This window comes from Streptomyces sp. NPDC058459 (genome assembly GCF_042721685.1).
In the GTDB taxonomy this organism is placed as follows: domain Bacteria; phylum Actinomycetota; class Actinomycetes; order Streptomycetales; family Streptomycetaceae; genus Streptomyces.
Map to the genome: position 1 here is coordinate 17457 of NZ_JBHXLV010000072.1, position 10674 is coordinate 28130.

Genomic DNA, 10674 nt, shown 5'->3' on the forward strand with positions numbered 1-10674 from the left:
GTCATCCCTCCCGCGCGGCGGCGCACACCGCGCGCGCGATCCGTGCCACGTCAGCGTCGTCCGTGACGTACGGCGGCATCGTGTAGACCAGGTCGCGGAAGGGGCGCAGCCACACGCCCTCCCGCACGGCGGCCCGCGTCGCGGCCGCCATGTCCACCTCGTGATCGAGCTGGACCACCCCGATGGCGCCCAGGACACGTACGTCCCGGACGCCGGGCAGCTCCGAAGCCCCGGCAAGACCTTCCCGCAGGCCGGTCTCGAGCCGCTTGACCTCGCCCCGCCAGTCCTGACCGAGCAGCAGCTCCACGGAGGCGCACGCCACGTGGGCGGCCAGCGGGTTGCCCATGAAGGTCGGCCCGTGCGCGAGCACCGGCACCGCGCCGCGCGAGATGCCGTCGGCCACCCGCGCGGTGCACAGGGTCGCCGCCAGCGTCAGATAACCGCCGGTCAGCGCCTTGCCCACGCACATCACATCGGGTGAGAGGCCCGCGTGCTCCGCCGCGAACAGCGCGCCCGTGCGCCCGAACCCGGTGGCGATCTCGTCGAACACCAGCAGCACGTCATGCGCGTCGCACGCCTCGCGCAGCACCCGCAGATACGCGGGGGAGTGGAACCGCATCCCGCCCGCGCCCTGCACCACCGGCTCCACGATCACGGCGGCCAGTTCGTCCGCGTGCCGCCCGATCGCCGACCGGAGATGCTCCGCGTACGCCTCCTCGTAGGCGGCGGGCGGCGCGTCCGCGAAGACCTGGCGGGGCAGCGCGCCGGACCAGAGCCCGTGCATACCGCCCTCAGGGTCGCACACCGACATGGGGTGCCAGGTGTCGCCGTGGTAGCCGCCGCGCCAGGTCAGCAGGCGCCGCTTGCCGGGGCGGCCCAGCGAACGCCAGTACTGGAGGCACATCTTGACGGCCACCTCGACGGACACCGACCCGGAGTCCGCGAGGAAGACATGCTCCAGCCCCTCGGGCGACATGTCGACAAGGAGCTTCGCCAGGCGTACGGCGGGCTCATGGGTGAGCCCGCCGAACATCACATGGCTCATCCGCCCCAACTGCTCGCGGGCGGCCTCGTCCAGCACCGGGTGCCGGTAGCCGTGGATCGCCGACCACCAGGACGACATCCCGTCGACCAGCTCCGCGCCGTCCGCCAGCCGCAGCCGGACCCCGCTCGCCGACTCCACGACGAGCGGTTCGCTCCGGCCCGGCATCGGACCGTACGGATGCCACACATGCCGCCGGTCCAGCTCCAGCAGGCCGGCCGTACCCAGGTCAGGCATTGGGCGCGAGGTCCGTCCCGGCACCTCGGCGGCGCACGGCGACCAGGTCGGTGCGCGGCTCGGCGGACACGGGCGCGTCGGCCGCCGCCGGCACGCCGGCCGTACCGCAGACGCCACCTCCTGCGTGCGACCCGCACCCGGCCGCCTCCGCGTCCGACCCGCAGCCGCCCGCCGCCGCGTGCGACCCGCAGCCGCCTCCGGCCGCCGCCCGGTGCGCCGGCAGCGTCACCTCGCCGGCGCCCTCCACCTCGAACCCGGCGTCCGCGATCATCTCCAGGTCGGCCTTGCCCGCCTGGCCCTCGCTGGTCAGGTAGTCCCCGAGGAAGATCGAGTTGGCCAGGTGCAGCGCGAGGGGCTGGAGCGTGCGCAGGTGCACCTCGCGGCCGCCCGCGATCCGGACCTCCACGTCAGGGCAGACGAAGCGGACCATCGCCAGGACGCGCAGACAGCGCTGCGGGGTGAGGTTCCACTCCTTGGCCAGCGGGGTGCCCTCGAACGGGATCAGGAAGTTCACCGGAACGGAGTCCGGGTCCAGCTCGCGCAGCGCGAACACCACGTCCACCAGATCCTCGTCCCGCTCACCCATGCCCGCGATCAGCCCCGAGCAGGCGGAGAGTCCGGCCGCGTGCGCCTTGTGCACGGTGTCCACCCGGTCGGCGTAGGTGTGGGTGGTGGTGATGTCGCCGTAGGTCGCCTCGGAGGTGTTGAGGTTGTGGTTGTAGGCGTCCGCGCCCGCCGCGCGCAGCCGTTCCGCCTGGCCGTCCGAGAGCAGGCCCAGGCAGGCGCACACCTCGACGCCCTCGTTCTGTTCCTTGATGGCCTTGATGGTGTCGGAGACCCGGTCCACGTCCCGGTCCGTCGGCCCGCGCCCGGACGCCACCAGGCACACCCGCTTGGCGCCCCCGGCGAGCCCGGCGGCCGCCGCCTCGGACGCCTGGCCGGGCTTCAGCCAGGTGTACTTGAGGATGCCGGCCGTGGAGCCCAGCCGCTGGGAGCAGTAGGAGCAGTCCTCCGGGCACAGCCCCGACTTGAGGTTGACCAGATAGTTGAGTTTCACCCTGCGGCCGAACCAGTGCCGCCGCACCTTGCCGGCCGCGGCCACCACATCGAGCAGGTCGTCGTCGGAGGTGGCGAGCACGGCGAGCGCTTCCTCGCGCGTCGGCGTCTCGCGCCGCAGTCCCTTGTCCACCAGCGTGTTGAGCAGGTCCATGAGGCTTGATCCTGTCCTACCCGACCGCTTCGGGCCAAGGAGACTTCACACAACGGCCGAGGATCACCGTGTGGGTATTGCCACATCATGGGCGGCTCTCCGCGCCGCTAGTGTCTGTCTGTTGTCTACAAAAGCCTGTTGTCTGCACAAGCGTCCACAGAGCGAGACCCCGGAGGAGCCATGGCGTTCGGCTGGATCGACGAGCAGGCCGAGGCGCGCCGCCGCGCCGGACTCCTGCGGACCCTGCGCCCCCGTCCCGCCGACTCGCCCCTGCTGGACCTGGCGAGCAATGACTATCTGGGCCTGGCCCGCCACCCCGAGGTCGTTGAGGGCGCGGCGGAGGCGGCCCGGACCTGGGGCGGCGGCGCCACCGGCTCACGCCTGGTCACCGGCACCACCGAACTGCACGCCGGGCTGGAGGCGGAACTCGCCGAGTTCTGCGGCTTCGAGGCGGCCCTCGTCCTGTCCTCCGGCTACGCCGCCAACCTGGCCGCCGTCACCGCGCTCGGCCCGTACGGTTCCCTGATCGTCTCCGACGCGGGCAACCACGCCTCCCTGATCGACGGCTGCCGCCTGGCGCGCGGCACCACCCAGGTCGTCGGGCACGCCGACCCGGAGGCCGTGGCCAAGGCGCTGGCCGGCCACCGGGGCGAGGCGATCGCCGTCTCCGACACGGTGTTCTCCGTCGACGGCGACGCCGCCCCCGTGCGCCGACTCGCCGAAGCCTGCCGGGAGCACGGGGCCGGCCTGGTCGTGGACGACGCACACGGCCTCGGCGTCCTGGGGGAGGGCGGCCGGGGCGCGGCGCACGCGGCCGGGCTCGCGGGCGCGGCCGACGTGGTGGCCACGGCGACGCTGTCCAAGTCGCTGGGCAGCCAGGGCGGGGTGGTGCTGGGCCCGGCGCGGGTGATCGGCCACCTGGTCAACACCGCGCGGACGTTCATCTTCGACACCGGCCTCGCCCCCGCCGCCGCGGGGGCCGCGCTCGCCGCGCTGCGCCTGCTCCGGCGCGAACCCCAGCGCCCGGCGCACGCCCGCGCGGTCGCCGCCCGACTGCACGCCCGGCTGACCGCCGAGGGTCTCGAGGCGGTACGTCCGGACGCGGCCGTGGTCTCCGTCAAGGCGCCGTCCGCCGACGCCGCCGTGCGCTGGGCCGCCGACTGCCGCGCCGGGGGGCTGGCGGTGGGCTGCTTCCGCCCGCCGTCCGTGCCGGACGGCGTCTCCCGGCTCCGGCTGACCGCCCGCGCGGACCTGTCACAGGCGGACATCGAACGGTCCGTTCGGGTCATCTCAGCCGTTCGGCCCAGCTGAGGTCCGGAAAAACCCCGCCAAATACGGGCGCACGTCGCAGAGTTCACCCCGTTGAGCGACAGATGTCCGCGTATCTGGGGGGTTGGTTCCCCGGACCGGTCCCGTGATGGCAGGCTGACGTGCAGGCACCGGAGCGGGACCGTGCCCGAACCCTCAGCCCCGCGTCGTCGCGCGACGCGTGGGAGGTCGGCGGGCCGCCCGTGGGAAAGGGACGACTTCGCCATGGCAGACCATCTGGAAGCATCCGTCACTCTGCCGAGCGATCCCGCCTCGGTCTCCACGGCCCGGTCCTATGCCGTGGGCACCCTGGCCGGCTGGGGGCTGCCCTCGGACGACGAGGTGGCCGACACCGTACGCCTCATCGTCTCCGAGCTGGCCACCAACGCCGTCCAGCACACCCTGGGCCAGTCGCCCACCTTCACCGTGGACATCGTGCTGGCCAGGGACGAGCTGCTGCTCATCGGGGTGACGGACAGCCATCCGAGGCTGCCCAAGAGGCTTCCGGCGGCGGTCGCCCAGGACAACGGGCGCGGCATGGCCATCATCCGATGTCTCACCGTCCAGTGCGGCGGCAAGCTCCGGGTCCGGCCGACCCGCGAGGGTGGGAAGACCGTGTTCGTCGAGCTGCCCTGGCGCGTGCCGAGCCGGCCGCTGGCCACCCCGGTCCGCCCGGAGCCGTCACCGGCCCGCTGAGCGCCCGTAGCGGCGCCGGGGCCACGGCGGGATGCCGGGAGGCGGCCCGGAGCGCGTGTACGACCGCGCGGAGCCGCTCCCGCCGCGTTCCCGTGGGTCAGTTGACCCGGCCGTACCAGACGCTCTTGGTCCAGATCTTCTGGAGCCGCACCACGTCCCCAGTCTTCGGCGCGTGCCAGATCCTGCCCTTTCCGGCGTAGATGCCGACGTGGTAGACGCTGGACCCCGAGTGGAAGAAGACCAGGTCACCGGCCTTGCGGTGGCCCGAGGAGATGTGGTGCGTCTTGTTGTACTGCTGGGCGGCCGTGCGCGGCAGCTTCTTGCCTGCCTGCTTGAACGAGTACAGCGTCAGGCCCGAGCAGTCGAACCTGCCCGGCCCGGAGGCCCCGTAGCGGTAGGGGGCGCCCTTCTTGGACGCCGCCACCTTGAGTGCCTTCGTCGCGGTGGTCGCGGCGGACGCGTCACCGGCCAGTCCCGGCACCACGACCGAGCCGCCGACGGCGGCCAGGGTGAGGGCCGAGGCCGTACCGGCCCGGACCATCAGCGACGGGACACGATTGAGCGCGGTCATGCGCAACCCTTCGTCAGCCGCCTGTGAAGGATGACCTGTCGGATTCGGGCTGGCGAAGTTGCCCGGCCGTGTCACCACGGCTTCACCCCAAGGGTCACTCGGCACGATCGCCCGCGTCTCGCGGACGTCCGTCCCGGCGACCCGTCTTGCTCGGGTCCTCCACTCCTGCCGATGCACTTCTGTCGACCGGTCATCCGGGCGGCGGCAGGACTCGGCGTCCGCCCGGATGCGCCCCGCCGGTGTGGCGGGGGCTTGTCGTCAGACAGGGATCTTGGCCCACTCATGTCCGAAAATCCCAACAGAATCGGGAGTTTGTGGCGTTACTCACCACTCACCTGTTCGGGTGGACAGAGGTGTGTCCGAACCGTCGTCAGTTCCGCCCCACAGCCCCGGACCTGGGCTTCGACGGTCGCGCGGCGGCCCGCCGGGCGCGCCGGGCGCAACTCGGCGGGCCTGGAAACGGGCCCGGAGATACACCGGTCGGCGGTAGCGCGTTCGGCCCGTTTCGGCACGGCGGACGACACGCGGGGCGCTGTCCGGCCGGAGGCGGCGTCCGGGTCAGCCGCCGGCATCGGGCGGGAGCGCTACGCGCGCGGCCCGGCGCTCCCCGTCCAGCACCCGCAGCGCGTGTGCGAGCGTGCGCCCGTACAGCTCCGTCTCGCCCCGCCCGTGCATCAGCGCGAGCGCGTCACGGAGCGCGGTTGCCGTACGCACCAGCGCCTGCGCCGCCCTCAGCGCCCGGTACGTGTCCCCGTGCCGGGCCGGGTTGATCCGGCCCAGCAGGTCGGCCGCCTCCAGGTAACGGTCGATCAGCTCGCCCTCGGCCCGGGTCAGCGCGGGCAGCGGCGGCAGCTCCTCCGGCAGCACGGCCCGCTCACCGGGCGCCGGGCAGGTGCTCGCGGTCGCGCACGATCCCGTCGGCCAGGCCGTGCTCCAGGGCGCCGGCGGCGTCCAGCACCCGTTCGCGCTCCAGGTCGGCGTGGACGGTGGCGGCGTCCCGGCCGGTGTGCCGGACGAACAGCTCCTCCATCAGCCCGCGCGCCCGGACCAGCTCGGCCGCCGTGATCTCCAGATCGCTGGGCTGCCCCTGGGCGGGCTCGGTCAGCTCCGGCTGGCGCAACACCACCCGCGAGCCCGGCAGCACGAACCGCTTGCCGGGCGCCCCGGCCGCGAGCAGCACGGCGGCCACCGAGACGGCCTGGCCCAGGCAGTACGTCTCCACGTCGCAGCCGATGTACCGCATCGTGTCGTACACCGCCGTCATGGCGTGGAAGTCGCCGCCGGGGCAGTTCAGGTACAGCGTGATGTCCCGCTCCGGGGCGGTGTGTTCGAGTTGCATGAGCTGGGCGATCACGTCCGTGGCCGCCGTGTCGTCCAGCGGCGTGCCCAGGAACACGATCCGGTGTTCGAACAGCTTGGAGTACGGGTCGAGCGTGCGGTGGACGCCTCCGTCACGCTCGCTGAACTCGGGCAGGACATATCGGGCGTTCGGTCGGGTCATGGCACACCCCTCCTGAGCGGCGGGACCATTGACGGCCCCGCTTCCGTAAAAAATGTACAGGATGTACGTCACGTTAGAATGGCGTCATGGCCTACGAGATTCCGGTGACGCAAGCCAGGGCCGAGCTGGCCGACCTGATCAACCGCGTGGTGTACGGCGCTGAGCGGGTCGTGGTGACCCGGCACGGCAAGCCGCTCGTCGCGCTGGTCTCGGCGGCCGATCTGGAGCGGCTCGAGGCGCTCGACGCGGAGCAGGACGAGCAGGTGGTCAGCTCCGTCTCCGGCGTGCGCGAGGCCGCCGCCTCCCCGCCGCGGGAGCGGCAGCGCTTCGGTATCGCCGCCGAGCACCGGCGTCCCGGCACCCGGTGACGGGTGCCTTGCCCGTCCCGGAACCCGGGGACGGGCAGGGCGCGCCGAACACCCTCCGGTTTACGTCGCCGAAACGCCGGCGAACTGGCCTTCGCTCCCACGCCACCAGGGGTTTTCTTCAGGAGCCGCCCCAGCCGTGTCTGCGGCGACCGGGCCCCCACGGTCCGGAGCGAGGACTGTGAGGTGGGACGTGCGACTGACCCCGCACGAGCAAGAGCGACTGCTGATCCATGTGGCGGCCGATGTCGCCGAGCGGCGCCGGGCGCGCGGCGGGAGGCTCAATCACCCGGAGGCGGTCGCGCTCATCACGGCGCACATCCTGGAGGGCGCCCGCGACGGCCGGACCGTCGCCGCGCTGATGTCCTCCGGCCGCGGCGTGCTCACCCGGGACGACGTGATGGACGGCATCCCCGAGATGATCCACGACGTCCAGGTGGAGGCCACCTTCCCGGACGGCACCAAGCTCGTCACCGTCCACGAGCCGATCGTCTGAGGGGCGCGCGATGATTCCCGGAGAGGTGCTGTTCGCGGACGGCCCGGTCCGCTACAACGAAGGCCGGCAGGCCACCCGGCTCACCGTGCTCAACGCCGCCGACCGGCCCGTCCAGGTCGGCTCCCACTACCACTTCGCCGAGGCCGACCCCGGCCTCGACCGGGCCGCCGCGCACGGCCGACGGCTGGACATCGCCGCCGGTACGGCCGTCCGCTTCGAGCCCGGCATCCCTGTCGAGGTCGAACTCGTCCCGCTCGGCGGCGCCCTGATCGTGCCGGGTCTGCGCGGCGAGACCGGAGGTGCCCTCGATGCCTGAGCTCTCCCGCGCCGCCTACGCCGACCTGTTCGGCCCACTGGCGGCGCGGTCACCGAGGCCGACCTGCGCGAGAACGACGCCATGCCGGACGTACGGATCGACCCGGACAGCTTCGCCGTGCGCATCGACGGCGAGCTGGTCGAGGCGGTGCCGGCGGCCGAACCGCCCATGGCCCAGCGTTACTTCCTGTTCTGAGGCCGCTGATGTCCCGAGCCGCGCTGCTCGTCCTGGCCGACGGCCGCTTCCCCGCCGGAGGGCACGCCCTGGCCGCCGACGCCAAGGCACAGCGGGCCGAACTTCCGGTGTCCTCCAGACGTTGCGCGTCGAGGACGGTGTCGGCGAGGTGGCCGGGTGGGTCCGCGAGCGGCTCGCCGCGTGGACGGCGTGACCGCGGCCGGCGTCCGCGCTCACGCCCGGATCGAGGCCCGCGCCGACGGCCGGGGCGGCACCGCGCTGCCGGTGCTGGACGGCGACGGCCCGCTGGCCCCGCGCCGCACCCGCGCCCACGGCACCGAGGCCCGCGTCCTGCCGGTCGGCGCGATGAGCGGACCGCTCGGCGGGGACCGCTTCTCGGTCGACGCCCGGGTGTGCGAGGGCGCCCGGCTGCACCTGGGCTCGGCCGCCGCCACCCTGGCGCTGCCCGGCCAGACCGGGGGCGAGGCCCGCTACGACGTACGGCTCGACGTGGCCACCGGAGGTGAGCTGCACTGGCTGCCCGAGCAGCTCATCTCGGCCCGGGGCAGCGACCTGCACCTCACCACACGGGGCGAACTCGCGCCCGGAGCAACGCTGTTGGTGCGCGAAGAGCAGGTGCTCGGGCGGGCCGGGGAAGAGCCGGGCCGGCTCACCAGCAGGCTCACCGTCCGCCTCGCGGGCGCCACACTGCTCGACCAGGAGCTGAGCTGCGGCCCCGGAGCCCCGGAGCCCCGGGCGGCTGGGACGGCCCCGCCGTGCTGGGGGGACACCGGTCGGTCGGACAACTCCTGCTCATATCGCCGGAGTTGTGTGGAAACCCGGCAGCGTCCCGGATGCTCGGGGAGGGCACCGCCCTGATGCCGCTCGCCGGTCCGGCGGTCCTCGTCAGCGCCGTGCCACCCGACGCGCTCGCTCTGCGCCGCCGCCCGGAAGAGGCGATGGCCCTCCTGACCGCCGATCGGAACTGACCATCCGTTTATCGGATTGATAAAGATGAAGCGCGAACCCTGTTCTCAGACGGCTCACAGCCGCGAGGATTCCCCGCCTGACCACCCGTAGTGAAGTCACGAAGGGGGCCCCTTGAGGGAGAACAAGCCGAAGAGCCGTCTGCTGGCGCTCAGTTCGGCCGGAGCGCTCGTCACCGCCACGCTCATAGCTGGCGCGGTGTCCGCGCCCGCGGCCAGCGCCGACAGCCGTCACGGCCAGGACCGCGAGGCCCGCGGCGCCGCCACGGCCGCCGCCCGCGCCGCCAAGGCGGGCATCGACTGGCAGGACTGCCCCGCCGACTGGGGGCTGGACAAGCCCATCCAGTGCGGCTGGGTCACCGTGCCGCTGGACTACGCCAAGCCGAACGGCAAGCAGATCAAGCTCGCCGTCGACCACATCGGCAACACCGGCACCAAGGAGGAGCGCCAGGGCGCCCTCATCTACAACCCCGGCGGCCCCGGTGGCTCCGGCCTGCGCTTCCCGCGCCGGGTCACCACCAAGAACGCGCTGTGGACCAAGACCGCCAAGGCGTACGACTTCGTGGGCTTCGACCCGCGCGGCGTGGGTCACTCCACGCCCATCTCCTGCGTCGACCCGCAGGAGTACGTCAAGGCGCCCAAGGCCGACCCGGTGCCCGCGAACGAGGCCGACAAGCGCGCCCAGCGCAAGCTGGCCCGCGAGTACGCCGAGGGCTGCGCCGAGCGCAGCGGCGCGATGCTGCCGCACCTGACCACGCCGAACACCGCACGCGACCTGGACGTCATCCGGGCCGCGCTCGGCGAGAAGAAGCTCAACTTCCTGGGCGTCTCCTACGGCACCTACCTCGGCGCCGTCTACGGCACGCTCTTCCCGGGCCACGTCCGCCGGATGATCGTGGACAGCGTCGTCGACCCCGCGCGGGAGAACATCTGGTACGAGGCCAACCTGAACCAGGACGTCGCCTTCGAGCGCCGCTGGAAGGACTGGCAGTACTGGGTCGCCGCCAACGACGCCGCCTTCCACCTCGGCACCACCCGTGCCGAGGTGCAGGAGCAGTGGCTCAAGCTGCGCGCCGCCGCCGCGAAGAGCCCGCTCGGCGGGGTCGTCGGCCCGGCCGAGCTGATCTCCTTCTTCCAGAACGCCCCGTACTACGACTCCTCGTGGGTGCCGGTCGCCACAGCGTTCAGCAAGTACGTCGCCGGTGACACCCAGGCGCTCGTGGACGCCGCCGCGCCCGACCTGTCGGACACCGCGGGCAACATCTCCGCGGAGAACGGCAACGCGGTCTACACCGCCGTCGAGTGCGCCGACGCCAAGTGGCCCACGAGCTGGCGGAAGTGGGACCGGGACAACACCCGGCTCCACAAGGACTACCCGTTCATGACCTGGGCCAACGCCTGGATGAACCTGCCGTGTGCCACCTGGCCCGCCAAGCAGCTGAACCCGGTCGAGGTCGGCACCCACAAGGGTCTGCCGCCCGTCCTGATCGTGCAGTCCACGCGGGACGCGGCCACTCCCTACCAGGGCGCCGTCTCGCTGCACAAGCGTTTCAAGGGCTCGCGTCTGATCACGGAGGAGGGCGCCGGCTCCCACGGCGTGACCGGCCTGGTCAACCCGTGCATCAATGAGCGGGTCGACGCCTACCTGCTGACCGGCGAGCTGGACAGCTCCGACGTCAGCTGCGCACCGCACGCCACGCCCAAGCCGTAACGGCTCGGAGCAGGCAACAAGGAAGGGGCGGCCGGAGATCTCCGGCCGCCCCTTCCGGCCT

General features: G+C 72.8%; 11 protein-coding genes, 2 pseudogenes and 1 riboswitch. Of the genes and pseudogenes, 8 read left to right on the top strand and 5 right to left on the bottom strand.

Annotation, left to right across the window (positions count from 1 at the left end):
* Position 1: 1 nt before the first annotated feature.
* Both ACFWN1_RS15995 and bioB read right to left on the bottom strand, forming a co-directional pair.
* On the bottom strand, positions 2-1279 hold the full coding sequence (locus ACFWN1_RS15995) for an adenosylmethionine--8-amino-7-oxononanoate transaminase (protein WP_384362082.1): 1278 nt from the start codon (positions 1277-1279) through the stop codon (positions 2-4).
* Entirely contained in the window at positions 1272-2489 is a 1218-nt protein-coding gene (gene bioB, locus ACFWN1_RS16000) for a biotin synthase BioB (RefSeq protein ID WP_384362085.1), read from the bottom strand. Before bioB ends, ACFWN1_RS15995 begins: the two co-directional genes overlap by 8 nt.
* Positions 2490-2669: 180 nt before the next feature.
* Between bioB and ACFWN1_RS16005 the strand changes: the two genes are divergently transcribed.
* Together ACFWN1_RS16005 and ACFWN1_RS16010 are read left to right on the top strand one after the other, a co-directional pair.
* Entirely contained in the window at positions 2670-3800 is a 1131-nt protein-coding gene (locus tag ACFWN1_RS16005; protein WP_384362088.1) for an 8-amino-7-oxononanoate synthase, read from the top strand.
* A 222-nt stretch (positions 3801-4022) separates the two neighbouring features.
* Positions 4023-4493, top strand: coding sequence for an ATP-binding protein (locus ACFWN1_RS16010; RefSeq protein ID WP_384362091.1), 471 nt, complete (start codon positions 4023-4025; stop codon positions 4491-4493).
* Between the two features lie 97 nt (positions 4494-4590).
* Here the strand turns inward: ACFWN1_RS16010 and ACFWN1_RS16015 are convergent, their stop codons facing one another.
* The 3 genes from ACFWN1_RS16015 to ACFWN1_RS16025 all read right to left on the bottom strand — a co-directional run bounded on the left by ACFWN1_RS16015 (position 4591) and on the right by ACFWN1_RS16025 (position 6565).
* Positions 4591-5064, bottom strand: a complete 474-nt coding sequence (locus ACFWN1_RS16015; protein WP_384362094.1) for a C40 family peptidase — start codon at positions 5062-5064, stop codon at positions 4591-4593.
* Positions 5065-5066: 2 nt separating this feature from the next.
* Positions 5067-5213: riboswitch (cyclic di-AMP (ydaO/yuaA leader) on the bottom strand.
* Between the two features lie 409 nt (positions 5214-5622).
* A complete protein-coding gene (locus ACFWN1_RS16020) occupies positions 5623-5931 on the bottom strand; it encodes a hypothetical protein (RefSeq protein ID WP_384362097.1) in 309 nt (102 codons plus the stop codon).
* A gap of 7 nt (positions 5932-5938) precedes the next feature.
* Positions 5939-6565 carry an ATP-dependent Clp protease proteolytic subunit gene (locus ACFWN1_RS16025; protein WP_384362100.1) on the bottom strand — a complete coding sequence of 209 codons (627 nt, stop codon included), beginning with the start codon at positions 6563-6565 and terminating at the stop codon, positions 5939-5941.
* 86 nt (positions 6566-6651) lie between these two features.
* Here ACFWN1_RS16025 and ACFWN1_RS16030 point away from each other — a divergent pair, with 86 nt between their 5' ends.
* From ACFWN1_RS16030 to ACFWN1_RS16055, 6 genes and pseudogenes are all read left to right on the top strand, one after another.
* Positions 6652-6933, top strand: a complete 282-nt coding sequence (locus tag ACFWN1_RS16030; RefSeq protein ID WP_384362103.1) for a type II toxin-antitoxin system Phd/YefM family antitoxin — start codon at positions 6652-6654, stop codon at positions 6931-6933.
* A gap of 190 nt (positions 6934-7123) precedes the next feature.
* Complete coding sequence (locus ACFWN1_RS16035) at positions 7124-7426, top strand: urease subunit gamma (protein ID WP_384362106.1); 303 nt, start codon at positions 7124-7126, stop codon at positions 7424-7426.
* A gap of 10 nt (positions 7427-7436) precedes the next feature.
* Positions 7437-7742: an urease subunit beta gene (locus ACFWN1_RS16040; RefSeq protein WP_384362109.1), complete on the top strand. Its 306-nt coding sequence runs from the start codon at positions 7437-7439 to the stop codon at positions 7740-7742.
* A 263-nt stretch (positions 7743-8005) separates the two neighbouring features.
* Positions 8006-8130, top strand: a pseudogene (locus ACFWN1_RS16045) (urease accessory protein UreG); the annotation flags it as partial.
* Positions 8127-8905, top strand: a pseudogene (locus tag ACFWN1_RS16050) (urease accessory protein UreD). The pseudogenes ACFWN1_RS16045 and ACFWN1_RS16050, both read left to right, overlap by 4 nt.
* A 112-nt stretch (positions 8906-9017) precedes the next feature.
* Positions 9018-10613 carry an alpha/beta hydrolase gene (locus ACFWN1_RS16055; protein WP_384362112.1) on the top strand — a complete coding sequence of 532 codons (1596 nt, stop codon included), beginning with the start codon at positions 9018-9020 and terminating at the stop codon, positions 10611-10613.
* Positions 10614-10674 lie beyond the last annotated feature (61 nt).

Excerpts from the sequence above, each read along its gene's own strand:
- bioB (WP_384362085.1), bottom strand. The coding sequence starts at position 2,489 with ATGGACCTGCTCAACACGCTGGTGGACAAGGGACTGCGGCGCGAGACG.
- ACFWN1_RS16030 (WP_384362103.1), top strand. The coding sequence starts at position 6,652 with ATGGCCTACGAGATTCCGGTGACGCAAGCCAGGGCCGAGCTGGCCGAC.
- ACFWN1_RS16040 (WP_384362109.1), top strand. The coding sequence starts at position 7,437 with ATGATTCCCGGAGAGGTGCTGTTCGCGGACGGCCCGGTCCGCTACAAC.
- ACFWN1_RS16025 (WP_384362100.1), bottom strand. The coding sequence starts at position 6,565 with ATGACCCGACCGAACGCCCGATATGTCCTGCCCGAGTTCAGCGAGCGT.
- ACFWN1_RS16005 (WP_384362088.1), top strand. The coding sequence starts at position 2,670 with ATGGCGTTCGGCTGGATCGACGAGCAGGCCGAGGCGCGCCGCCGCGCC.
- ACFWN1_RS16010 (WP_384362091.1), top strand. The coding sequence starts at position 4,023 with ATGGCAGACCATCTGGAAGCATCCGTCACTCTGCCGAGCGATCCCGCC.
- ACFWN1_RS16015 (WP_384362094.1), bottom strand. The coding sequence starts at position 5,064 with ATGACCGCGCTCAATCGTGTCCCGTCGCTGATGGTCCGGGCCGGTACG.
- ACFWN1_RS15995 (WP_384362082.1), bottom strand. The coding sequence starts at position 1,279 with ATGCCTGACCTGGGTACGGCCGGCCTGCTGGAGCTGGACCGGCGGCAT.